Source organism: Nostoc sp. DedQUE08, assembly GCF_034530895.1.
Classification (GTDB): Bacteria; Cyanobacteriota; Cyanobacteriia; order Cyanobacteriales; family Nostocaceae; genus Nostoc.
The window spans coordinates 1-23,089 of the sequence record NZ_JAVRCD010000093.1 but is presented as its reverse complement, the minus strand read 5'-3'; the positions used below and the strand labels follow the sequence as shown (position 1 = coordinate 23,089).

Here is a 23,089-nt window from a genome sequence, read left to right as displayed (position 1 = left end):
CGATCGCCTACATTTGTGATGACCCGTAGCCAAAAATGGATAAAGTCGAGCTTAGCACCAATCCGTTTAGCCATAAATCGTTGAAGTTCAGGGTTGATGGCGCGTAGACGCGCAGCGGCTTGTCGTCAGACATCGCTTTGAGTCACGATAAACCAGGAAGGAATTTTTTTCCAGGCGATTTCATTCAATGATTGCTCAAACGCTGCGCTGGCGATCGGCTTTTGGGTTGCTGCCATCACTCGCACCTCAGCCTTTGATACGTCTTGGGCAAAAAATTTGTGAAACTTCCCGCGATCAATATAGAGAAAGTTTGCAGCATCAGATACAATTGCCGTGCTAATCGGAGGTGTTGCATACTTTTTATTCAAATCACTCGTCTTTTCACCGACATCTGGTGCGAAAGCATTAACATAAACCAGAGCTTTCACCTGTGGATTGCCAGCCGCCGCACCCGTAATCACATTTCCACCATAGGAATGTCCGACCAAAACAACGGAACCTTTTTGATTATTAATCACCCGCTTCGTTGTTGCCACATCATCAGCAAGCGAGGTGAGCGGAATCTGCACAGCAGTCACTCTGTAGCCATCCTGCTCTAACAATGGAATGACATGTTGCCATGATGTACCGTCAGCAAAAGCCCCATGAACGAGAACGATCGCAGGTTTAGAGTTGGACGCTTGGGGTAATTCCTTGGAGGTGGCTGGTGTTGGATGCATTGATATGACAACGACAACACTTAATGCAAATAACCCCAGCAACAATTTTTGAACTTTTTTCCATGTAAAAACCATCATTGCGATCGCCTCTGTATTCTTGCTAAATTGCTGAAATCTCTGATTCTTGTCGTCCGTATAGAAATTATGAAATACTCCCCGATGAAATACTTGTTGGGATAAGAATCAAAAACCTTAATCATTTGCAGCAACAATAGCTGCCATTATCTGCTCAACAGTCCAGCGATCGAGATACCGAATTCCATTAATAAACAGTGCTGGGGCAGCCGTTACTCCACTGTATAATCCACTTTCAATATCTTCATTGATGCGATCGACGTAGACTTTTTTAGATATATCTTGCAGAAATTTGGAAATATCAAGTCCTAGATTATTGGCATACTCCACGAGATAGCCATTTCCCAACTCTTGTTGATAGCTGAACAGCATTTCATGCATTGTCCAAAATTGACCTTGGACAGCAGCCGCTTCAGCTGCTTCAGCCGCACGTTGAGCATGAGAATGAATCTCTATCTGTGGAAAATGACGGAAAATGAAGCACAAATAATTCTCCCCCAAAGAAACACTAAGCTGTCGCCCAATGACTCTAATCAGCCTGTAAACGTCCCCATTCTGAGAACATTCATAGTCCCCATACATCACAAGCACTACTGTGGCATTCAGCACACCTTTTATGTGATCTTGTGTTGAAGGTGGGACGAATAACAAACTGCGATCGCGGTCAAAACTCACTGAGACCTCCGAAGAAGAAAATGCTCATCGCCAGTGATCTCTTCTGAAATCCTTGTACTACCTGAGCTAAAATCTAGTTCTTGGAAAGGTCTAAGTCATTCAGAAGAAAATTAGATGGTGCGTTAACGAAATGTAACACATCTATATTTATATATTTATGCCCACCTACTTATTAACTCTTTGGGATCTGTGTGAAATAAAAAACGCTAAGAGGATGTTTGAAAAGTTGTAAATTATACCAGAAACCCCGCTTCCATTCCTCTCCCCGTTGCGTTAGCCTGTCGTTAAACAAGGGTCGAGAGGCTTTGAAGCTCTCATTCCCTTGTAGGGAAGGGGGGTTAGGTTTCCGAGCCTCAGAAGTTACCAAAAATACTTTTCAAACATCCTCTAAGGCTTAAAAACACGAACGGTAACAGCCTGCTAGCAAAGTTTTTTTCTTATCTAGAGCAGCATTTCTATTTTGAGATTAAGTTTGTTTGATGCTGTAATTAATTTTCAGGGCATCGTCTCCTAATGTATTGTGCTTTTTAATCGCTGTGTTTAAGGTAGGTGCATTCAGATTATTATTTAGAGTCACACCCTGATTGATTTTGGCAATAGCAGAGTTTCCAGAGAAAGCTATTGCGCCAACAATTACGACTCCTAATTTAGCCAAATTCCAAACATCCATAATTATATTCCGCGTTTTTTACCAATTCTAAATCGCCACCAGTGAGCAACTAAAGTTTAGAGGACGTTTGTTGAAGCTTTGGAGGCTTTGTCTATAAATATATGCAACTAACTCTAACTTGTCGTCCCCTAAAAGTTGAAACTTTTGCTCAATAGAGTGATTGATAAATCAGTCCATATATAAATGGAATGTTGGCTCCAACTAAAGTTGGAATCTAAATTTGAACTTTAGTACAACTTCCTTACAAATTGACAATCCCTCGTTTAACAGCAATAATCACGGCTTGAGTGCGATCGTTGACTCCCAACTTACTTAAAATTCGATTAACGTGAGATTTGACGGTGCTTTCACCGATACTCAAAGTAGTGCTAATTTCTAAATTACTCATTCCTTGCGCCATTAAACGGAGTACATCTAGCTCTCGCTCACTCAGTTCAGGATTGCTCATCCTCTGCACCAATTTTGCCCCTACTTCGGGTGGAATATACTGTTGACCGCGATGAATTGTGCGAATGGCACTCAGAAGTTCGTTGGGTTTAGCATCTTTGAGCAAATATCCTTTAGCGCCTGCGTGCAATCCGCGATAAATATCTTCATCACCATCATAGGTTGTCAGCACAACAATTCGGGCAGCTTTAAATTCAGCACAAATAGCAGTAATGGCTTCAACTCCTGCCATCTGGGGCATTCGTAAATCCATCAGCGTTAAATCTGGTTGGTATTGACGAAAGAGAGCGATCGCTTGTTGCCCATCTTCTGCTTGAGCAATCACTGTCATCTCTGGATCACGGTTAATGATGGTTGCCAATCCTTGCCTGACAATGGAATGATCATCAACAATCAGAATCCGAATATTCGTTGATTGGCTCATAATTATGAAGAAATTGAAAGTACAAACTGAGAAATTAAGCTAATACTACACGTTGCGTTTCTGATCTTGTCTATTTAATAATTCTTAATCTCGATTAACAATGACAACAATTTCTGTTCCTTGCCCAGGTTGGCTCTGAATACTCAGTTGCGCTCCAAGATGTTCTGCCCTCTCGCTCATTCCTAGCAATCCAAATCCGCCAACAACTGGGATCGTAGCAACCCCAAAGCCCCGTCCATCGTCTTTAACGCGCAGAATACATTGGGCATTGTCATATACCAACTCAACACGAATTTCCGCAGCATCAGCGTATTTTATAGCGTTGGTTAATGCTTCTTGGCCAATCCGTAGTAAGTTATTTTCAACCTCAGCTGGCAAGGAATAAGCTGTGCCTTTGATTTCGTAGATCAGAACGGTATCGGCAGTGGCTCTCATTTGAGTCACAAGGCGATGAAGGGCACTATGTAAATTGCCATCCTCCAATAGCTGAGGACGGAGTGCTGACACCGATCGACGCGCCTCAGTAAGTCCGGTTCGTGCCAGTTCCTCAATTATTTCCAGGTGTGCCTGTGTCGCTTCTATATCATCCGCTAGCACTTGTGTTGTAGCTCCTACTTGAACAAGAATGCCTGTGAAGGACTGTGCCAGGGTATCGTGAATTTCTCGCGCCATGCGGTTGCGTTCTTCCAGAATGGAGGCGTGTTCGGCTCGTTTGCGTTCACGTAGTGCAGCGTTTCGCTGTTCGCTAACATCCGTGATGAGACTGTAGAAGCCTCTCACTTGAGCATTGCGATCGCAATCGGGGATCAAGGTAGCACTGATGCACCTTTTACCCAGTGAAAAGGGAATTTCTGCTTCCAGGGTTACAGTTTGCCCTTCAAACACTTGATTAATAAACGGCTCAACCCGTTGATAAACCGTCTCACCCAGGAGTTCATGAACAGATTTGCCCAAAATCTCATCTCGACTAAGGTTAAACCAAACCTCATAAGTGTGGTTAACAAACTGATAACGCTGATTTGCATCCACGTAGCTGATAAGAACTGGTAGAGCGTCGGTGATTAGTCGTAATTCTTGTTCGCGTAAGCGAAGCTCGTCGTAGACATCGCGCAGTGCGGCTTCGCTTTTTTGTAAAGCCGCAGTCCTTTGAGCTACCCGTTGCTCTAGAGTGCGGTTGTAATTGGCTAAGAGGTGTTCTGCTTGTTTGCGCTCTGTGATATCTTGAACGGCTGTAATCGAATAAGCCACGTTGCCCTGCTCATCAAATACTGGAGTTCCCCATACCTCAACTGGAATTGTTACGTTATTTCGGCGAATTTCTGAATCGTCGATCCTAGTATGTTCGCCGCTCAACGCCCGCATCACTGGCAATTTCTCAGTTGGATACTTTTGATCCGTTCCTGCTAAATAAATTTGATAAACCTCTGAGATTTGATCCAGTGTTATAGAAGGATCTATCCCTTTGCCCAATAGCTGAATAGCCTTTTTATTGAAGTAGTAAGGACTACCTACCGCATCCATGATTCCAATTCCTATTGGAATCGCTTCTAGAAACTGAGCCATCTTACTTTCACTCGCACGGAGCTTTGCATAGAGTTTAGCATTTTCGATCGCAATGGCTGCCTGGGTGGATAGCAGATTTAAGACTTGCGACCGCGTAGCGTCTCCCAATGCCTCCGGCACGCTTGCGCGAACGGAGAATCGCTCTGGTGTAAATGCCCCAGCCGCTAGTTTATTTTCTAGATACAACACGCCCACGAGCTTACCTTGATTGAGCATAGGTAAACATAAGATTGATTGAGTTTGATTGTGTTGAATATATTGATCGTTAATAAAATTACCTTCACGAGTAGCATCATTTAAAATGACACATTCATGAGTACGAATTACATAATTAATAATTGATTCAGGTAAATGATTTGCAGTTGGGATAGATTGTAGCACTTGTGTAGCATAGACATTCTCACCTTCATTGAATTCACTAGATGCTTCAATCACCCATTTTCCTGAGTTTTCCAAAATCAAAAATCCTGTTTGTGCGCCAGCATTTTCGATTAATATCTTCATCAAGGAACTGAGTAACTTATCCAGTTCAATTTCACTAGAAATCGTAAGGGAAGCTTTCATCACCGCCGCTAAATCGAAAGCGATGGGTGAGTGATTAGAGGTAATGACAGAAGTTTTGTGGATTGGCACGTCAGCCATGCCCGACGATTGAGAAAATAGCTGGGGATAGCGAGTTTCTAAATCTTTGACTTTCGCAGATGCTCCCCATCGTTCATAGCAGTAATGTGCTTCCTTCATGTAAGTTTGGGCGATTTTTTTTCTACCTCTTGCCAGATAATGTTTAGCAGCTAATTCATAAGCTAATGCTTCTTCTTGCAAATACTCATTGTCTCTAGCTCCTTGAATTGATTGTTCGTAGAACTCTTCTGCCTCAAGTAACTGACCCAAAACTCGTGCAATCTCTGCTTCCACTAAATGATATTTATGCAAATAATTCATTGGCGCATAAACTGCCCATTGCTTCATTTGCTCCTGGATAACAGCAACGTTTTTGAGAATTTCCTCTTGGGCTTGAGCGCTGCTTCCAGGAAATATTGCGAGTCTTGTTAGAGAGCTATAGAAGTAGTGTAAAGGAACGAGGGGTGTTGCACTGACGCGGATTACATGACTTTCCGCTATGGCTGCGTTCTCAGACGCCTGAACATACTCAGAAAATAAATAGCATAGAATCAGTTTGTTGAGATGGGCCAGAAAGAGTATAACTGCATCTTCATGGTGTGGCAGTCTATTTTCCTCGTTGTAGAATTCGCCAACGAGACAGGATGGATTGACCGAGCATCCCATCAAATTTAAGACAGACTGCTGAAATATTAGAGTCCAAGTGAGTGATGTTGTCTGTTTAATTTGATGGATTGCTTCACAGTATGTTGCCATCTCGTGTTCAACCTCTACAAGTTCCTTTCCAACAATGAAGAGTTGGAGGCAGTAAGTGAAAGCGCAATAGGCAGCAAACTCTAAATCTCCAGTTTCCAAACCACTTTGATAAGCTTCCAGGAATGGCTTCGATGTTTCCCTAATATGCTCTTTCCAGTGGGTGATGAAGTTAGTCACCATGAACAATGTTCTAGCTTTAAGTGAATGGATTTTCAGATGAGCTAACAGCCTTAATGTAAGCTGCCCAAACTCGTAGCCAGTCTCAATGTTGCCGACCATTCCACAAAGAATTAACCCAAAGTTGGCATAAGCAAAAGGAGACACAAACGTATTGCCATACTGGATTGATAAGTTGACCTGTTTAAACACAAGTAGAAGCACCAGATCGGGAGCTGCATGATAGGCAGCAAGGGTTATCCTTGAGAGAATTCGCATTGCTGCTAGCTTCTCTGGTTGAGCCATTTCTGGCAATTGGATCAAGTTCTGAATCGGCTCGTTGTCAAAGCGGGATATGATTATGTTTAGTTCAAGCTGAATATCTGACTGGCTCAGTTTTTCGGGAAAACTGATCCCCAATTTCTGCAACACTTGCAATCCAGTATTTATTGCTTTTAATAGCTGGTTCTGCGCGATGTCAGTTTGAATTTTGACTTCGTAAACTTTTACAATATCGAGAATAGTCTTGCCTGATTGTAGAACGATCGCCACCCAGTGTTCTACCTGCTCAAAATCGCCACATAAATACGCGACTTCTGTTGTCTTTACATATAGCTCTAAGGTTAAGTCATAATTGGTTTGCCAGCTAGATGCTGCTAGCCATACTTTTCCTGCGGCTAAATAGTTTCGAGCCATATTGTAGGCGATTGCAGCTTTTGCTTTCTGTCCTGCGATTAAATTTAATCTAGCAATTTCATTGCGTTCTAGTTGATCTGTGACAAGCTCAATCCCATGATTAAGATGATCGACAATTTCAAACAGTCGGTCTGATAGTCGCTCTGGCAAAATTTTCCCCAGGAGATTGCGACCAATTTGTAAATGAACAATTTCTTTTTGCGACTCATCGATTAAGCTGTATGAGGCTTGCTGCACGCGATCGTGCAAGAACTTATACTCTTGAATTAACAAGTTTTCATCTAATGCAGATAATGGTTGAATTAATCCAACTTGTATGGCTGTTAGTAAATCTTGAAAGACAGTTTCAGGTGGTTTCTCACAAACAATCGATAGAGTATCTAAATTAAACTCAGCACCGATGCAAGCAGCTAACCGGAGAATTTGCTGTGTATTTTCTGGCAATTTTTTCAACTTGTGAAGCATCAACTCCACCACATTATCGGTGATATCTTGGGCTTGGATCTGAGCTATGTTCCACTGCCAGCTTAAGTATTGTGCATCAAAGACCAATAAATTTTCGCTATGCAGCATTCTCAAAAATTCACTGATAAAGAAGGGATTGCCCTCAGTTTTACGCAAAACTAACTCGGCTAAAGGACAAACGATGTCTGCATTCTGATGTAGCGTCTCGGCAATCAACTGACTCAACGGCTCAAGAGTTAAGGGTGCTAAGATAATTTCTTGAAGCACTGCCCCTTGTTTTCGCAGTTTCTCTAGCATTAATGCTAATGGATGCGTTGGATTTACTTCATTATCTCGATAAGCTCCAATTAAAAATAGTGATTGGGTTTGCTCATCCAGCAGAATCAATTCAATTAACTTCAGCGTTGCTGAGTCTATCCACTGCAAATCATCTAAGAATATCACCAGGGGATGTGATTCTGAACAAAACACCCGCACAAATTGCTGAAAGATTCGATGAAAGCGATTTTGAGCTTCAGTTGCTCCCACTTCTGGTACAGGCGACTGCTTGCCGATAATTAATTCAACTTCGGGGATCACATCAATGATGATTTGTGCGTTGTTTCCCAAAGCTGTAAGTAAGAGCGATCGCCATTGTTGCACTTGCTCGTCTGATTCACCGAGCAATTGTTGTACCAATTTTTGCAGGGCATCTGCGATCGCACTGTAAGGAATATTCCGCTGGAATTGATCAAATTTGCCAGAGATAAAATAGCCGCGCTTTTGGGTGATTGGTTTATAGATTTCTTGCACTAACGCGGATTTCCCTATACCAGCATAGCCAGATACCAGCATTATTTCGACTTGGAATTTTGGATTGCCCCTTTGTTCCCATTGTGAAGTCGTTTCCGAATTGTTTGATAAAGCCTCGACGCGATTTGACTCTGGACACGCTACGCGAACAAACGCCGCCAGTAACATTGCAACTTCCTTGTCCCGTCCATACAGTTTTTGGGGAATTTGAAACTGACCCGAAACGTCTTGAAGCCCAAGTTGAATGCTAGAGATTTGACCGATTTCTTCTAATTGTTGAACACAAATTTCTAAATCCGCTTTGATTCCCCAGGCACTCTGATAGCGATCTTCTGCATTTTTCGCCATCAGTTTGAGAATGATATCTGAAACTGGCTTAGGAATCGTTGTATTTATTTCATGAGGCGGAATAGGATGTTTGGCAATATGACAATGGACTAGCTCCAGCACGTCTGTGCTGGGAAATGGTAGTTGTCCAGTGAGCAGTTCGTAAAATGTCACACCAAGGGAGTATAAATCGGTGCGGTAATCGAGTAAACGGTTCATCCGCCCAGTTTGCTCTGGAGATAGGTATGCGAGTGTCCCTTCTAAAACATGAGGACTTTTGAAAGTCGGATTCGTGCGGTTAAATTGGGTGGCAATTCCAAAGTCAATAATTTTGACAACACCAGTATCCAGATTGAGAACTATATTTCCAGGGTTGATATCTTTATGAATGACACTGGCTGCATGGATTCTGCCTAGAATCTCGGTGAGGGCGATCGCAGCACCGAGAAAAGTGGATAAGGGCATGGGGCAGAAGATATCTGGGCGCTTGTGCATCCATTTCTCTAGGGACTCTCCCCCAAAATCTTCTAAGATAATCACCAGAGTGCGTTGATAGTCCTGCTGGCTGTATGCTTTGATAACTCTTTTCAAGTTGAGCGAACTGGTAATTTTATATTCCTGTCTGTAGCGAGTCAGTTCTTGGGGAGAGGGATAATCAAGCTTTAGCATTTTTACGACGATCCCTACTCCATCGTCTCTGATGCCCCGATAAACTAGAGAATTAGAACTTTCGTATATCTTGTCTTGGATGGCAATACCAGGTAGAGTGATCATAGAGCAACTCTTAAAAGGATAATCTGGTACACCTCAAACTATACAGTAATTTTCTATTCCGAAAATAATTAATTACTGTTTGGTAATCGAAAATAAATTTGATGAAATAAAAGATTTGAACTCTGATTTCAGACTCCAGAACCTTCAACAATTTCTCTTCCACAGCAGTAAGATAAGGCCGATTCACCTTACCCAACGACTGCAATAGACTTTTAACTGTCTCTTCCAGCGAATCTGAATACACTTGACTGATGCGATCACTGATTAACTGCATCTGCTCACACTCGGCAGGCAGGTAATTGTGAGATTTAAGGTGCTGCAAACCAACGGTGTACTCTCCATTCCAGGTTTTGACAGTGCAACTGAACTCATTTACTTGGCTGACAATCCCCCAGCAGCCACCCTTGCCCCTGAGTTCTGGATTATCTTTGGCTAAGATTTGGCATACCTCACCTAATTGATAGGTGTTAGGTACTTGAGTACGTTCCATTATTCGCTGCACCGCATCTTTGACAATGCGATGAGATGGTACTTTCCCGTTGGCAGACTCTACAGCTTGCTCCCATGCTTCGGGCTGAATGTCCGGGTCAAGCTTGGACAGTGGCCTGATTTGCCACTCATTAGTCGGCAAAATGTGATCGGAACGATCACATTTTTGCTCTAAGTTATCAAATATTACTGCTGCATCCATTAGAAGATAAGACTGGCGACGATTATGGCCAAAGCGATCGCGGCAATACTCCTCAAAGGTTCTACAGTGAGTTAATCTCCAAAATTGGCAATGCTATCGGGGTTGCTGATGGAGAGCCTTACTGGAATCGGTATTTGAGGCAGTGGCAAGTTTGGGTTAACTTTATTGACGGGTGTAGGTCTGTGGTGTGCGATTGGTTGGTGGGGGTTTAGGTCATTCCTCACAAAACTCACCCGATTAATTGCATGTTATGGTAATCAGTCGAAAAAGTTTAATATAAAACAAATATTGCAATTTATGGAATTATGAAATGAGAATTACTAATATTTACGTCAAAAACAACTGCTTAGTATTTTGTATGGATGATGGATGTAAGTCAGTTTATCCTTTGTCAAATATTGTTATAGATACAGGCTTATCAATAGATTCACTCTCTCCCAATAACCTGACAGAATCGAGAGTGCAAGCAATTATTGAAGCGGAAGGTGAACAAATATCAATAGTCGAAATTAAAGGCCCGATCGGTAGGTTAGAAAATGCCGAAAATTGCCTTGATGTTGATTATAACGAAGTTTCTCATAGCTGCGTTTATTACTTTTCCGGGCAAGTCAATAAAATCCTAAATCAAATTTTTACCTAAAGATAAATCAGGTTTTTCGATTATTGTTAATTTGTCTAACCATCTTGATGCTTCGTTATAAGATTTGAACTGGTTTTCACTAATACGGAACTCTTTAGTGTGAACCATTCTTCTTCCTTTAACCCACTTCGTGCCGTGGTACTTGTGCAACAATTCGTGATACAACACAAACTCAACTACGAACCCAGGTACTTTCGCATCATCTAGGGTTAAACTCATCACTATTCTGTCTCTGGCTGACTCGTAGTGTCCAAATTTACGGTAAGTGTTAACTCGGCTCCATGCTAAACGTGGTTTGGCAAGACTTGCTGCGAAATATTCATGATTGACTTTATCAAATAACTCATTTAGATTATAAAACTTGCCTTGTGGATTTTCTGCCACTACCTCGGCAATCAAATCAAGCTCTAACAATACAGCAATGTATTCTTCTGTACTAGCAAATGACCTGATGAGTCGTGTATTATCTTGACTCTTGCCAACAAGAGCAGATTCCACTAATGCTTGCAAAACTGCTTTTGGTGCATTTATAAATCCCTCACTAATCATAATCTCCGCTGTGCTAGCAGACTTTCTAACCTGATATAGCCCAGCTAAATTAGTTATTTCAATCATTAGTTTAAATGATTTTTGACCATGTATACCAAGAAGTTCTTTAGCATTTTCCAACACATAGCCAGTAGTTTTCAGGTGAAGTTTTAGATATTGTTCATCTGTCAAAAATTTAACCCATGAGTAGATTTTACGGGATAAATTCGTCAGATTTGATGGCGTTGCTTGTTGATTAGAACAGATGTTTTCAATTTTTGTTGCTGTTTGAATTAAAGTCTGATTTAGTTTTTGTATTTGAGTGGAATCATGATTAGAATTTGAAGATAAATGAAAAATTTCCTGTAGTATGCTGTTTTGTTGAACTTTAATATTTTTTAAACTAATACTCTTAACGCTCATTTGATTTTTGTAACTATCAGGAATATGCCAGTTCTCACACCTCAATATTACTATTTAATCTGAGGCAATGATTTCTTGTAAGATGCGCCGCAGTGGACTGAATGGATGGCGTGATTTTTCGGCACAGATTGCGATCGCTAAAAGGTCAGTTCCTCCCAAGCAAAAAAAACTAACTTTTTTACTTGTGTATTCCACTTCCTAATCTCAAACAAATACACCCACTTTCGTGCGTTCACATACAAGTTACGGGAGCAACCTGGATCTCAATTGGACTACCTGTGTTGATTTAGGACGAGAAAAAACCCAGAGCAGATTCTGACCAACTAAAACTCTTATACCATGTCAAACTAAAAGACAAAGTGTTGACGGAGGTTTTTAAAGATGGATTCTGTAGCCCAACTTGAGTCAGGATGGCACGATAGCGCACTTGAGAGCATTATAAATATAGTTAGAGCGCCCGATGGTGACTTTGAGAGTATTGGCAACCTCGCAAATACTGTTGCTGATTTGCATAGCTTACAAAAAATAATAGAACTTCTCCATCGCACCCCACAAGGAAAACAAGCATTTGAAAGACGTTCAAGATTAGGTGATATCGATCTCCAAAAACTTTATCGCTTACCTCCCAATACACTTGGATATAACTATGCTGAACATCTGCTCAAAAACAATTTGCAACCTTTACACTCTGGACAAGTAGAGAATGATTACCAATTTCTCGGAGCGCATATCACAGAAACACACGACATTTGGCATATTATTACTGGATGCGATACAAACATTCTTGGAGAAATTCAATTAGAAGCTTTTTATGTTGCCCAACTACACTTTTCGCGTTTTTGGTTAGCATTATTGGCTAAAAATCTTGTCAAAGCCGCTATTTACGATATTGAGGTTTCAACAAAATATATGGATGCAATAACTAAGGGATGGCTAATGGGAAAACAGTCCCTGCCCCTTTTTGGGATTGAATGGAATTCCTTGTGGTCAAAACCATTGGAGAATGTCCGTAGTGACTTAAATATCATTCTTCGTGAAACTTAATGGTATAAAACGGTTGCAACTACTGTTAGTCGTTGAGTGGGAATGTGAAAGTGATGTTAGCTTCTCTGATGAAGAAAATAAGAGGAAATGTTGCCTCAAGAGAAGCAAGAACGTCATGCGGCTGATGCTGCGAGGATGCAAGCTCACGGATTTTTGCAGTACTGAACAGGCAGACACCAAACAAAGTGCGTAGGCGTCGCCCGCCATAAGTTCACTGTCATTGTCTTAGCTATGACTGAAGATTCGCTGTATATCTGACTACGTTAGAAAGAAGGCGCGTCCATGTCGATTTATTTTCATCGTCAAACTGTAAATCCTGTAACCCACAGCATACACCTGATCTAAGCCCAGCGATAGCCGTTTCTAGTACTCCCCAGGAATTGCTAGTAAATTCTGATTCAGATGAAGACGGTAGTATTACTTTTGAAGAGTTAAAGTCAGTAGAAGAGATAAGCAAATAATTTAACCTAGCAGTCAAAAAACCCAATACCAAATACCAATACCCAAAATCCCTCAAAGCGTAGGCGCTTTGAGGGATTTGCATGAAAAAGACAATTGTCTGTTCGTCATCTTCTGAGTCGCTTAAAGTAACGGGAGCAAGATTTGTTTTAGCCCAAGATTGAACCTGAACCAACTTCCCACTGATGTTTGAGCAATTCTTGGTAAGTCTTTTCCCTTATCATCATCTGCTTATAGAGCATCTGCAAAAATTCTTGAGCTTGTTCACGAGACATTTGCTGCACAACGTCAGCGAAAGTTCTAAGGCTAAATTCTTGTTCTAAAGATAATTCAATGGGTTGGTTCATTGCTTTTATTACCTACTCTTTTATTTGGGTTTGCTTAATATAAGCAAATATTGCTTTATATAAATAAATGTTACGATAGCTTTACAAAAGATGAAGGGGTGTAAACCGTACCGACGTAGGTTAGAAATACCGTCTCTGCTGCTGAAAACCTTGATATCACTCCATTGTGGCAACCTAAGTAGAAACTTAAGTTCTAAGTTTCTTACTTTGAGCTTTTTAAAAGCATTTTTCGCCTCTGCTTGTGGCTGGCGATCGCCAGCCGTAGGCGAAACAGTGCCATCGCACAGAAATTACTTGCCAAGATTGATTTGAAACTCGATTACATTGGTTGGTTGGGTAAGCGTGAAAATCGGGAGTGCGTTTACCAGTTTGTTGCCCCTAACGATCAGCGTGATTCGATTTTTAGGCAGTGGTTTAATCTGGATGAAGCATTTCAAAATGAGTTGGTGTCAGTCAGCAATAATATTAAGTACAACTACACCAGTCATTGACACCACTCCCCAGAATATTCCTCAAACACTCACGCCAGTGGAAAGTCCTGTTACCCAAGGCTTAATGGGCTGAAGCTCAAATTGCAGCAAGGCTTGGACAGTATTGGCTCTTGCTACAATCAGTTAGTCTCCACAATAGGCTCGGCTGTTGACAGGCTTTAAAGCCTCGTAAATTGGCAACGGTATTGTTAAGAAAAATAAAATAGGCTCAAACCCTCTTCCCTCTTGCTTTTGGCTTTTTGTCTCCTACCTTAGCCCAACGATAAATATTCACATCGACTTATTTAATACAGCAGATTGCAGTTACATTCTTCTTAATTAGCTTGATTGAAGAAAATTAAACACCTACACTAATTGCAGCAGCACTTGCAGCAGCAGCAGCAGAGAAAAAAGCTGTGCCAAACAGCCACCAAGCAGCAGTTTCTGCCACCTTTTGGGTAGCTTCCGCTTGCTGTCTAGCTTGCTGTTGGCTAATTTGGTTAATGAATTGCTCTAGCTTGGCACTCAGTCGTTCAGGCTTTAGCTCTTCTGGTTCGTCAGACTTTAGAGCGATGGGGAATCCATTAGTTTGGACTTTCTGGGGTTGCTGACCCCAAATTTGCTGCCAAAAGCCTTCAAAAGAGTCTACAAACCAACTAATGTCTTGTTTTGACAAATCTGTGCGACTATCGACTATATCCACAAAGGTTTTACGACCAATATTGCGTAAGTAATTTTCCTTAGTGAGAGATTGCATTTCTGGTTGGGCGACTAATTTTTCAAACTCATCTTCAATTTCTAGTCGCTCTTGTTGAGATAGTTCTAGCTGGTTTAAATAATTGTCTATCGCCTTGCGGATACTGATTCGATCCGCCGATGAAGCCAGTTCGTTACGAACTGCGGCTGCTGCTGCATCTGCTGTGGAAACAACGCGATCGCCGATCGTCTTCGCACTAAAGGCTATAGTTGCTGTGCCAATAATGCCTTGCAAGCCAGAAGTTGCCCGATCCAAAACGGAACTAAGTACCGAGCCTACCGTAGTAGCACTAACCCATACCAGTAAAAAGAAGTAGGCTGCCCAAATCACCAAACCAATAACTGCTGCCAATAGCGGGTCATATAATGGGCAAAGTTTCACCGCTAGAAAACAAGCAAGAAATAATGTAATGCTAACAGTTACTAACGTTCGCAACCCAACTATTATCCCAACTTGATTAATCTTATCGTCTATCGATCCTTCGTTATTAGGATCTAATTCATGCTCTGGAGTTGAGTATGAAATTCCCAAGGCAATGAAGAAGTTAGCTAGCAGCAACTGAAAGGCGAAGGTCAGCAACAATCCAGCTATCAAGACTAAAAAACCTTGAGTACCTGAGAAGAAAAGCGCAGCATCTTCTGAAGCTGTAAATTTTTGAGCCATGACAAGCTGTGCTGTCCAACCCTGCCTGCTGCACAGTCCCACTATTGTATTCATACTCACCAAAATAGTAAAATGTCAGTCTTGGTACTGTTTATTTATTAATAATATGTTTGCTGTTAATTTTTATCTCTCTAACGGCCTAAAAAAGCCCTTGGAGTAGTTAGGAGTTTAGTTTTTCATTGATGAGGTGAAAACATCTTCAATTGCAGCCAATAGCAGAGCATACAATACTTATCATTAAGACTGACGCTCTTACACAAATAGAAGTCGGAGCGCCAGCTTGCGGCGATCTGAAATTTGAAAGACCTGGGGACGTGGAGAGATTTTAAGAATAAGCAATTATCTGAACTTGATATAACAGTAACGGCAAGCTTATCCTTAAAGTCACAGCGAAGCCGTGGTTATTACCATCTTTCTACTCTCCAGTAAAACTTTTTCATAACTACTAACGCTCCTTGCTCTCTTCGTTTAAAGAAGATAACTTAATCCGCCGACTTTCACGCGATAGTAGTATTAAAACTGGGGCTTGATTTTGAGTATTGCTTTCTTTAAAGTTTTCCACCACTTTAGATAGTTGTGTAATTGTCGATGCTTCAAATACGAGCGGGGGCGATTCTGGAAGTGCTGGAGTCTCTCGTTTACAACGCCAAATTGGTAGTATTGGCAGATGCTCACCTCGATGACCTGACTATTGAGTTCTTCACCTCGATGCGACCGACTGGTGAAAAACCTTACATCATCAAAAATGAATATTGATGAGCGGTTGGGTGTAATGCTGGAGTTTGAGAATTTGAATATGACACGACAAATGCCAATCACCTTTGGATGTGGTCAAAAGTAGTTGGTAGCGGGGGTAAGCGCAGTGGGAAAGAAGTGTATTGCTTTTTCTCATGGGTTGCATTTTAAATAGTCATTGTTTCATCACAAGTTTGGCGATAATTTCGTAGCAATAACCACCGAGCAGTACACCGGCTGCTCCAATTAATCCCATAAGTGGAGGAACAGGTGCGGGTAGCTTTGTCGCCATAAACACCACACCGATAATCCAGCCACCTAATAGAGATAAACCTGCTTGTTTGAAATCCATTGCAATTGCCCCTTAATAACCAGTAAAAGTGCTAAGGTGATTTCCGAAAAAGAATTTACCATCTAAATTAGTTGAATCAAGATATCCCATTTGGGCAGAAGTGGATTTCGCTGCAATCTCGACTCGATTTGCTTCATGGCTTTCTTAGTCAGGTAAATCTCTTTTTGGTAAACAATGTTGCTTAAAATCAAAATTGGATGCAACCCTTTCCAAGTCATACTAGAAGCCCAGCTAATTCTGAAACTTTAGAATCTGGCGCAATTTCCGATGCTTCGTCACTATCAACCTTTAAAGAACGCAGTAATGCCTGAATTACATCGTTAATGGGTCTTCCTGTTTTTGCACAGTATTGTGACAATTTCTGTCTTTCTGTTGCCGTGAGATTTACTGTCAATCGTTTAACTGCCCATTTTTTATTCACCATTTACTTTTTATACTGCCCTATTACTTTTGTCACAGAAAATTATACCTTTGTTTCAAAGCCTCTCTTAATCTGGCTTTTAGCCAATTTAATCCAATTAATCTCAAAACAATTGGCTTTTCTATTGGTGTTGTTGATGGGGAGATTTACTGGAACGTATAACCTGGGTCAGTGGCTCCTTTGGGTTAACAATGGATAGCGGGTATACGTCTGTGGTGTGCTTCTCTAAGGTGGCGGTGTAGGTCATTCACAAAGCTCACACCTATTAATCGTAGAGATTCTTTCGACTTTTATTTCGTCAGCGCGATCGCTTCAAAAAGTGTGATAAGTATATTTACTCTTCAATTGCATCTAGCGTAGGTTTATATTTTCTAGATACTCAAGTGTAGTAAAGCTCTAAGTATCAAGTTTTTCGACAATTAAGGTAAAGCTCAATGCCAGATATTATAGATACTGCAATCAATGCAAATACTTTCAACACCTTGGTAACAGCAATTACAACTGCTGGTTTGGACACAGCGCTCAAAGGTTCCGGCCCATTTACCGTGTTTGCACTAACAGATGAGGCATTTTCTAAACTGCCATCTGGTACTGTAGAAGCATTACTTGAAGATGTGCTTGAGTTAAGAAAAGTTTTAGAGTATCACGTAGTAGCTCAAAAAATTGTTGCAGTAGATTTGGCACAGTTGTCCGAGGTAACAACAACCCAGGGAACAGACCTCAAAATTGATTCTAATAATGGTGTTAAGGTAAATGATGCAACAGTTGTCACACCGGATGTGTCAGCAGATAATGGTGTGATTCATGTTATTGATCGGGTATTAATCCCTCAGTAAAATGCCGTGAAGTCTTTTTGAGATTAAACATCGCGATTGCTGCTCTGTGCAGCTTCTCCTGAGTCCATCGGTGAGATGTGGTTCATTGTAGGTTGCTCCACCGACACTTGCCGCCGATGGAGCAACCATCGCATCAACTTTTTCTCGGCTTGATGAAGATAAACATACAAACCTCATCCCTAGTAAGAGAAACTCAAGCTTTCGCCAAAAACTCATCTAGGCAGTCAAAAGTGGAGTTCCACCCTTCGATCATACCCATCTGTTCATGCTTACGCCGATCCTCAATAGACTCATGCATAATTTGGAGCGTGAGTTTGGTATTGCTATCTAAATCCTCGAAAATGGCTGTTACAACCATTCCCTTTGGTAAATCAGCATTTACGACTTTTTCAAAGCCTTCATCAAATTCATCACTGGTAACAATCCTCTCAAAGGGTACAATTTCGCGAAAAACACCTTTGGCCGGGTACTCCCTGCCGTCTGGGCCAGTCATCACGTAGCGCCATTTCCCGCCTGGACGCAGATCCATCTCAATCACACGGGTTGTGAAACCTTTGGGCCCCCACCACTGCGCTATGTGTTTCGGATCGGTCCATGCCTGGAACACAAGGGAGCGCGGCGCCTTCAAGATGCGGACGATCGCGATCTCACGTTGAGATTGAGCATCAGTGTCATCCTCAATGTTGCTCATTTTGTTTCTCCTGAGTTTGTAATTCGTGCAGGTAATCATCAAGCCGATCAAGCCTCTGTTCCCACAATTGACGATATTGCTCAATCCAATCCGCCGCTTCTTTGAGCGGCTGTGCTTGAATCTGGCATGGTCGCCATTGAGCTTCGCGACCCCGCACAATCAGTCCGGCACGCTCTAGTACCTTTATATGTTTGGAGATTGCAGGAAGACTCATCTTAAAAGGCTTGGCTAACTCACTTACCGATGCCTCACCTTTGGCGAGGTGAGCCAGAATTGCACGTCGTGTAGGATCGGCTAGGGCAGCAAAGGTAAGGCTCAGTTGTTCGTTAGACATTTTTATTTAACCTAATGGTTAATTAACTACTAGGTTAAATGTACTATTGAATCATGTCAAGCCCCCACTCAAGGGAAATCCAAGAAATAAAATGCGCGTTTGGGTAATATAGTTGTACTGCGTAAGACTTAGTGCTTCACCATACAAACTTTGCGTGGTGGTGAGCAGAGGGGCAGGGGTGAATGGCACTAATAAAAGCGTAAATCCCTAGTATTCCTGGATGAAAGGTGTAGAGAATTAAGAAGATGTTGTAGTATGTAATATATTCGCACTTTAATGTCTTAAAGACTACATCTAATACTCTACATCCAACATCCTGCCCTCACTGTCTTTTACAAAATGATTTTGGTACGCACAATGCCAAAGTTATTGTTCTTGTTGCCATAAATAAAGACATTGATAGCCATAGTAAATGACTACTATGGAAATACATTGCTGTAATTGCTGATGGAATAAAACCAATTACAGTGGCTTTCAGCATAGCTTGACGAAGTGTATGACCTTGAGTCAATCCTAGAAAATAACCGTCTAGCGCATAAGCGACTGAGCCAAAACCTAAAACTGGTAATAACCAAGGAATATAAGAACGTAAATTATTGATAATTTCAGTATGATTGGTCAGCAATCTTAACAGTGATTCTGGGGCAAAAATAAATGCAGTAGCAAACATTAATCCGATAACCAAGCTGCTGACTACAGATGTTTGCAACAGTTGTTTTAAAGAAGTAATATTTCCACTACCTTGAAAAATTCCAGCCAAGCTCTCAGTAGCGAATGCCAAGCCATCAATGAAATATGCTGCCAAGCTCACCAATTGCATCAGCAGGGTATTTGTCGCCAGAATTTCAGTTCCTAACATAGAACTGAGATTGCTAAACATCGCCATTGTCGAAATTAAAGCGAAAGTCCGAATAATAATTTCTCCATTCAGCATGAAAACTGATTTTAAAGCAGATAGGTTAAATACTTCCCCAATTGAAGCTTATATTTGTTTAAATGAAATTGTTTGACAATATAGCAAAGTACCTACTATTAGCATCAGATACTGACTAGTGGCTGTCGCTAATCCAGCTCCTCTACTTGACCATCCCCACTGAACAATAAATAGATAATCTAGTAGTACATTTGCACGATTACTAATAGCTGAAAGCAACAAAACTTTACTACTTTGGGCTTGTCCAAGAAACCAACCAATCAAGACAAAGTTAATCAATGTTGCTGGGGCACCCCATATTAAAGCATTATAGAAATCAACACCAGAAGTTTTAACTTCCGGTGTAGCACTTAGAATTGCAAACCCTAATATTTGTAAAGGTTGTTGAAATATCAGGATGGCGAGTCCTAATATCAGTGCTAAAATTCCATGCTGTAAACCAATCAATATTGCCGATTGGTTATCTTTACGCCCTATAGCCTGTGCAACCATTCCAGTTGTACCCATGCGTAAGAAACCGAATGTCCAATAAATATAATTGAATAAAATTGTTGCTATTGCCACACCTGCTAAATGACGAATCTCCGTTAAATGCCCTAAAAACATTACATCTATTAGTCCTGCCAACGGAACCATTAGATTTGAAAGAACATTTACAGATGCCAGTTTGAGAAAACGGTGGATGAATGCTGAACGTTGAGCAAAGATAGACAAAATTAGTAAATCCCTTGAACACAACAATGACCGAAACAATTCAAAATTCAAAATTCAAAATTGAAGAATAGCTCAGTAATTTTGAATTAATTAATTCGCTCTTTTCTTGCCCCCAATGATAGCGCCGCAATACTTCTCGGTTAAGAATTAAGCAGTATTGAGAATAAAAAAAGTCAGTGGTTGACGTTTAGTACCCGCTCCTGTGTGGATGGGAATTCTCGCTGGAAACTTAGAACGAGGTTTTTTGACTACTCTGGGATTTGTTCTACCCTGTCTTTGAGGAATTGTTTGCTCCAAAATTTCCATGATCAGCTTGGAGATGAGCGCAAACTGTCGGCTGATTGCGAAACAGCATGAAACAGACTGAATTCGGCTTAAATTTGAGGTGTGATTAAAATGGGTTGTAAATACAGATAAAATATTATTAATCACTTCCAATTAATTTTTAATAACCTAATTGAATGACTCGATTTGTACACGACGAATTTGCCAAAGATTATCTAGAAGAACTATTAAAACCTTATGGGGAAGTAAAGGCATCATCAAAAATATCAGGAGAGATCAAAGAAATTGATGTGCTATTTACTCCATCATTACAGCAAACTTCTAATTTAGAAGTGCTAGGGCTACTTGGAAGATTTGCCGAATTTCCGGCAATATTAGAACCATTTCGGAATGCTGCTTCTGGTGATGAAATTTGTGATTGTATTCAAAAATTACTAGAAGTAAAAGCTCTCCTGCGACGAGACGCTAAAGCGAATAAAACCAAACTCCAAGAGTCAGATATTCCGAAACTATGGGTTCTAACTCCAACTGCATCTCCAGCATTACTATCAAGCTTTAATGTTAATCAGAAATCGGGGTGGTTGCCAGGAGTATACTTTTTAGGTGATGCGCTACGGACAGCAATTGTAGCCATACATCAACTACCACAAACACCGGAAACCTTGTGGTTGAGAATTCTTGGCAGGGGGAGTGTGCAGTCACAGGCAATTGTGGAATTATCAAACTTACCATTGAATCACCCATACAGGCAAGCAACGCTAGAATTAGTTTATAATCTGCGCCAGAATTTAAGAATCAATCAAAATTTAGAATTGGATGATAGGGAGTTAATTATGCGATTAGAACCACTTTATCAGCAAGACCGTGAAAAAGCCAAACAAGAAGGACAACAGGATTTAATTATACGTCAACTAAATCGTCGTCTTGGTGAAATTGATGCATCGTTGATTGAAGGAGTTCGAGGATTATCTATTGAGCAATTGTCTATTCTAGGAGAAGCGTTATTAGATTTTTCTGTAGTAACGGATTTAGAAGCTTGGTTAAATCAGCAAGCCAGATAATAACATGACCTAGGTATCTATTCTCTTCTATAGAGCCTGGTAGTATTTGGGGTGTTTATCTTGGCTTTTAAAATGGCAATAGAAGTATTTCCATCATCATTTTATTGCAACTGTGGACATAAATTGTATTTCTTTGAGAATACTGTCTCTGAGATGGAAAAAATGAGCAGAACAAAACTTGTCAGTTTAAGCGATGGACAAGATAACGAACACAAAATTGTCTTTTTCAATGGCTTGGCAATAGAGATTATTTGCTCCAAACTGGGAAACTGCATAACAGGGCTATTTCATTCTAAATGTAGACGCGATATGGTAAAATTCAGCGCCATATCTACTTCAAGCATCTAATACCGTGTCTGAAATCGAAATTATCAAAGCTTTTGCAGGTCTAGAAGACCCGCGTCGCTGCGCCGGACAGAGACATAATCTACCATTATGTCTGGCACTGTTCACATTAGCGATCGCAGCAGGGAATAAAGGATTTTTAGCAATTGGAGACTGGATTTCAAGCTACCGTGAGCCGTTGATTGACCTTTTTCAACCCAAAAAAAATAGACTACCTTCTTATAGCACTGTGCGTCGTGCCTTATTACACGTAGATTACGAAGATTATTCCGTGTGTCTAAGCAAATTATTTAATGTACAACCAAATACTGGAGAAACTGTTGGGTTAGATGGCAAAGTCCTCAAAGGCTCATATCAAATTGAAAATGATAACCCTAACTCCGATTCGCATCCAGCGATTATGTTAGTTAGTTCTTATATTGTTGAGCGAGGCTTAATTTTAGAGCCATTTCAAGTCGATGCCAAAACTAATGATCTTATTGCTTTACCTGAGTTAATTTCAAAACTGGCTCTCAAGGCAGTTGTTTTTGCTTTTGATGCTATTAATACCCAAAAAAAACTTGTGAGTTGATTATAAACAGTGGAAATGATTATGTTGCCGCCTTAAAAGGCAATCAATCTAATCTATTCAAAGATGTCAAAACAAATTTTACACCGGAATTCACTTATGAGCAGATAAATAAAGGGCATGGTCGAATCGAAAAGCGTCATGTCAGTATTTGTCAAAATCTTGATGGTATTCGTCTTTGGCCTGGACTTACCACTTTGATTCAAGTCAAATCAGAGCGTCAGGTTTTCACACACAATGTGATTGAAGTAACTAATGAAACCCGTTATTATATTTCATCTTTAAATGAAACGGCGCAAGCCTTTGCTGAACGTATCAGAGGATATTGGGGTGTTGAGAATAAAGTCCACTATGTTCGAGACGTTACTCAAGGTGAAGATAAATCTAGAATTCGCACTACTCCTCTGCCTCAAAATTTTGCGCTTGCTCGCAATTTTACACTCAATTTATACCGTGACCAGATGTTTAAAAATATGGCACAAGCCCAACGACTATGCTCTTTTGGTTTAAACACACTCAAACAACTTTTTAGAATGAAATAGCCCTGCATGAACGCTGAAAGACTTATGCTGTGGTCTGACTTTTCCCGTTAAGTCGTGAAAAGCTTGCTGTTTAAGGATTTAATAAGCAG

Annotated in this window: 24 protein-coding genes and 1 pseudogene; 7 read left to right on the top strand and 18 right to left on the bottom strand. The window is 40.8% G+C overall.

Translation table 11 applies throughout. From position 1 onward, the window contains the following. Positions 1-125: 125 nt before the first annotated feature. The 6 genes from RMY64_RS34685 to RMY64_RS34660 all read right to left on the bottom strand — a co-directional run bounded on the left by RMY64_RS34685 (position 126) and on the right by RMY64_RS34660 (position 9,851). Complete coding sequence (locus RMY64_RS34685) at positions 126-797, bottom strand: alpha/beta fold hydrolase (protein WP_322702449.1); 672 nt, start codon at positions 795-797, stop codon at positions 126-128. Between the two features lie 114 nt (positions 798-911). After that, positions 912-1,469, bottom strand: coding sequence for a DsbA family protein (locus RMY64_RS34680; protein WP_322702448.1), 558 nt, complete (start codon positions 1,467-1,469; stop codon positions 912-914). A 466-nt stretch (positions 1,470-1,935) separates the two neighbouring features. Beyond that, positions 1,936-2,139, bottom strand: coding sequence for a hypothetical protein (locus RMY64_RS34675; protein ID WP_322702447.1), 204 nt, complete (start codon positions 2,137-2,139; stop codon positions 1,936-1,938). Between the two features lie 241 nt (positions 2,140-2,380). Continuing rightward, positions 2,381-3,010, bottom strand: coding sequence for a response regulator transcription factor (locus RMY64_RS34670; protein WP_322702446.1), 630 nt, complete (start codon positions 3,008-3,010; stop codon positions 2,381-2,383). 84 nt (positions 3,011-3,094) lie between these two features. After that, positions 3,095-9,160, bottom strand: a complete 6,066-nt coding sequence (locus RMY64_RS34665) for an AAA family ATPase (RefSeq protein ID WP_322702445.1) — start codon at positions 9,158-9,160, stop codon at positions 3,095-3,097. Between the two features lie 10 nt (positions 9,161-9,170). Continuing rightward, a complete protein-coding gene (locus RMY64_RS34660; RefSeq protein ID WP_322702444.1) occupies positions 9,171-9,851 on the bottom strand; it encodes a hypothetical protein in 681 nt (226 codons plus the stop codon). A 310-nt stretch (positions 9,852-10,161) separates the two neighbouring features. On the opposite strand from RMY64_RS34660, the gene RMY64_RS34655 reads away from it, so the two are divergent. Further along, positions 10,162-10,491 (top strand): hypothetical protein, encoded by a 330-nt coding sequence (locus tag RMY64_RS34655; RefSeq protein ID WP_322655984.1) that lies wholly within the window; start codon positions 10,162-10,164, stop codon positions 10,489-10,491. Here RMY64_RS34655 and RMY64_RS34650 read toward each other — a convergent pair. Together RMY64_RS34650 and RMY64_RS34645 are read right to left on the bottom strand one after the other, a co-directional pair. Continuing rightward, complete coding sequence (locus RMY64_RS34650; RefSeq protein WP_322702443.1) at positions 10,471-11,442, bottom strand: M48 family peptidase; 972 nt, start codon at positions 11,440-11,442, stop codon at positions 10,471-10,473. The genes RMY64_RS34655 and RMY64_RS34650 overlap by 21 nt on opposite strands. Positions 11,443-11,496: 54 nt before the next feature. After that, positions 11,497-11,637, bottom strand: coding sequence for a hypothetical protein (locus RMY64_RS34645; protein WP_322702442.1), 141 nt, complete (start codon positions 11,635-11,637; stop codon positions 11,497-11,499). Positions 11,638-11,823: 186 nt separating this feature from the next. On the opposite strand from RMY64_RS34645, the gene RMY64_RS34640 reads away from it, so the two are divergent. After that, positions 11,824-12,486, top strand: coding sequence for a Coq4 family protein (locus RMY64_RS34640; protein WP_322702441.1), 663 nt, complete (start codon positions 11,824-11,826; stop codon positions 12,484-12,486). Between the two features lie 608 nt (positions 12,487-13,094). On the opposite strand, the gene RMY64_RS34635 is transcribed toward RMY64_RS34640, so the two are convergent. Then, the gene (locus RMY64_RS34635) at positions 13,095-13,292 is read right to left on the bottom strand and encodes an NblA/ycf18 family protein (RefSeq protein ID WP_322702440.1); all 198 of its coding nucleotides are present in this window, start codon (positions 13,290-13,292) and stop codon (positions 13,095-13,097) included. A gap of 239 nt (positions 13,293-13,531) precedes the next feature. Between RMY64_RS34635 and RMY64_RS34630 the strand changes: the two genes are divergently transcribed. Continuing rightward, entirely contained in the window at positions 13,532-13,783 is a 252-nt protein-coding gene (locus tag RMY64_RS34630) for a hypothetical protein (protein ID WP_322702439.1), read from the top strand. A gap of 337 nt (positions 13,784-14,120) precedes the next feature. On the opposite strand, the gene RMY64_RS34625 is transcribed toward RMY64_RS34630, so the two are convergent. Next, positions 14,121-15,236: a hypothetical protein gene (locus RMY64_RS34625; protein ID WP_322702438.1), complete on the bottom strand. Its 1,116-nt coding sequence runs from the start codon at positions 15,234-15,236 to the stop codon at positions 14,121-14,123. A 534-nt stretch (positions 15,237-15,770) separates the two neighbouring features. Between RMY64_RS34625 and RMY64_RS34620 the strand changes: the two genes are divergently transcribed. Next, positions 15,771-15,938, top strand: a complete 168-nt coding sequence (locus tag RMY64_RS34620) for a hypothetical protein (RefSeq protein ID WP_322702437.1) — start codon at positions 15,771-15,773, stop codon at positions 15,936-15,938. 154 nt (positions 15,939-16,092) lie between these two features. On the opposite strand, the gene RMY64_RS34615 is transcribed toward RMY64_RS34620, so the two are convergent. Together RMY64_RS34615 and RMY64_RS34610 are read right to left on the bottom strand one after the other, a co-directional pair. After that, on the bottom strand, positions 16,093-16,269 hold the full coding sequence (locus RMY64_RS34615; protein ID WP_322702436.1) for a XapX domain protein: 177 nt from the start codon (positions 16,267-16,269) through the stop codon (positions 16,093-16,095). Positions 16,270-16,483: 214 nt separating this feature from the next. Next, entirely contained in the window at positions 16,484-16,693 is a 210-nt protein-coding gene (locus RMY64_RS34610; RefSeq protein ID WP_322702435.1) for a CopG family transcriptional regulator, read from the bottom strand. A gap of 431 nt (positions 16,694-17,124) precedes the next feature. Here RMY64_RS34610 and RMY64_RS34605 point away from each other — a divergent pair, with 431 nt between their 5' ends. Further along, positions 17,125-17,526, top strand: a complete 402-nt coding sequence (locus RMY64_RS34605; protein ID WP_322702434.1) for a fasciclin domain-containing protein — start codon at positions 17,125-17,127, stop codon at positions 17,524-17,526. 23 nt (positions 17,527-17,549) lie between these two features. Here RMY64_RS34605 and RMY64_RS34600 read toward each other — a convergent pair whose 3' ends face one another. The 6 genes from RMY64_RS34600 to RMY64_RS34575 all read right to left on the bottom strand — a co-directional run bounded on the left by RMY64_RS34600 (position 17,550) and on the right by RMY64_RS34575 (position 20,505). Continuing rightward, positions 17,550-17,696 (bottom strand): hypothetical protein, encoded by a 147-nt coding sequence (locus RMY64_RS34600; RefSeq protein WP_322702433.1) that lies wholly within the window; start codon positions 17,694-17,696, stop codon positions 17,550-17,552. Positions 17,697-17,719: 23 nt separating this feature from the next. Beyond that, positions 17,720-18,217 (bottom strand): SRPBCC domain-containing protein, encoded by a 498-nt coding sequence (locus tag RMY64_RS34595; RefSeq protein WP_322702432.1) that lies wholly within the window; start codon positions 18,215-18,217, stop codon positions 17,720-17,722. Beyond that, entirely contained in the window at positions 18,204-18,551 is a 348-nt protein-coding gene (locus RMY64_RS34590; RefSeq protein WP_322700448.1) for a metalloregulator ArsR/SmtB family transcription factor, read from the bottom strand. The genes RMY64_RS34595 and RMY64_RS34590 overlap by 14 nt, the downstream gene beginning before the upstream one ends. Before the next feature lie 322 nt (positions 18,552-18,873). Next, the gene (locus RMY64_RS34585) at positions 18,874-19,485 is read right to left on the bottom strand and encodes an MATE family efflux transporter (protein ID WP_322702431.1); all 612 of its coding nucleotides are present in this window, start codon (positions 19,483-19,485) and stop codon (positions 18,874-18,876) included. 48 nt (positions 19,486-19,533) lie between these two features. Next, positions 19,534-20,199, bottom strand: a complete 666-nt coding sequence (locus RMY64_RS34580; protein ID WP_322702430.1) for an MATE family efflux transporter — start codon at positions 20,197-20,199, stop codon at positions 19,534-19,536. Between the two features lie 147 nt (positions 20,200-20,346). Beyond that, positions 20,347-20,505, bottom strand: a complete 159-nt coding sequence (locus RMY64_RS34575; protein ID WP_176727060.1) for a hypothetical protein — start codon at positions 20,503-20,505, stop codon at positions 20,347-20,349. A gap of 155 nt (positions 20,506-20,660) precedes the next feature. Here RMY64_RS34575 and RMY64_RS34570 point away from each other — a divergent pair, with 155 nt between their 5' ends. Together RMY64_RS34570 and RMY64_RS36970 are read left to right on the top strand one after the other, a co-directional pair. Further along, positions 20,661-21,545, top strand: a complete 885-nt coding sequence (locus RMY64_RS34570; protein WP_322702429.1) for a DUF4351 domain-containing protein — start codon at positions 20,661-20,663, stop codon at positions 21,543-21,545. Positions 21,546-21,897: 352 nt separating this feature from the next. Next, positions 21,898-23,000 (top strand): annotated as a pseudogene (locus tag RMY64_RS36970) (ISAs1 family transposase). The last annotated feature ends 89 nt before the right edge of the window (positions 23,001-23,089 follow it).

Coding starts and splice junctions, on each gene's coding strand:
- RMY64_RS34685 (WP_322702449.1), bottom strand. CDS start 797: ATGATGGTTTTTACATGGAAAAAAGTTCAAAAATTGTTGCTGGGGTTA.
- RMY64_RS34675 (WP_322702447.1), bottom strand. CDS start 2,139: ATGGATGTTTGGAATTTGGCTAAATTAGGAGTCGTAATTGTTGGCGCA.
- RMY64_RS34670 (WP_322702446.1), bottom strand. CDS start 3,010: ATGAGCCAATCAACGAATATTCGGATTCTGATTGTTGATGATCATTCC.
- RMY64_RS34665 (WP_322702445.1), bottom strand. CDS start 9,160: ATGATCACTCTACCTGGTATTGCCATCCAAGACAAGATATACGAAAGT.
- RMY64_RS34660 (WP_322702444.1), bottom strand. CDS start 9,851: ATGGATGCAGCAGTAATATTTGATAACTTAGAGCAAAAATGTGATCGT.
- RMY64_RS34655 (WP_322655984.1), top strand. CDS start 10,162: ATGAGAATTACTAATATTTACGTCAAAAACAACTGCTTAGTATTTTGT.
- RMY64_RS34650 (WP_322702443.1), bottom strand. CDS start 11,442: ATGAGCGTTAAGAGTATTAGTTTAAAAAATATTAAAGTTCAACAAAAC.
- RMY64_RS34640 (WP_322702441.1), top strand. CDS start 11,824: ATGGATTCTGTAGCCCAACTTGAGTCAGGATGGCACGATAGCGCACTT.
- RMY64_RS34635 (WP_322702440.1), bottom strand. CDS start 13,292: ATGAACCAACCCATTGAATTATCTTTAGAACAAGAATTTAGCCTTAGA.
- RMY64_RS34625 (WP_322702438.1), bottom strand. CDS start 15,236: ATGAATACAATAGTGGGACTGTGCAGCAGGCAGGGTTGGACAGCACAG.
- RMY64_RS34620 (WP_322702437.1), top strand. CDS start 15,771: ATGCTTCAAATACGAGCGGGGGCGATTCTGGAAGTGCTGGAGTCTCTC.
- RMY64_RS34615 (WP_322702436.1), bottom strand. CDS start 16,269: ATGGATTTCAAACAAGCAGGTTTATCTCTATTAGGTGGCTGGATTATC.
- RMY64_RS34610 (WP_322702435.1), bottom strand. CDS start 16,693: ATGGTGAATAAAAAATGGGCAGTTAAACGATTGACAGTAAATCTCACG.
- RMY64_RS34605 (WP_322702434.1), top strand. CDS start 17,125: ATGCCAGATATTATAGATACTGCAATCAATGCAAATACTTTCAACACC.
- RMY64_RS34595 (WP_322702432.1), bottom strand. CDS start 18,217: ATGAGCAACATTGAGGATGACACTGATGCTCAATCTCAACGTGAGATC.
- RMY64_RS34590 (WP_322700448.1), bottom strand. CDS start 18,551: ATGTCTAACGAACAACTGAGCCTTACCTTTGCTGCCCTAGCCGATCCT.
- RMY64_RS34585 (WP_322702431.1), bottom strand. CDS start 19,485: ATGCTGAATGGAGAAATTATTATTCGGACTTTCGCTTTAATTTCGACA.
- RMY64_RS34575 (WP_176727060.1), bottom strand. CDS start 20,505: ATGGAAATTTTGGAGCAAACAATTCCTCAAAGACAGGGTAGAACAAAT.
- RMY64_RS34570 (WP_322702429.1), top strand. CDS start 20,661: ATGACTCGATTTGTACACGACGAATTTGCCAAAGATTATCTAGAAGAA.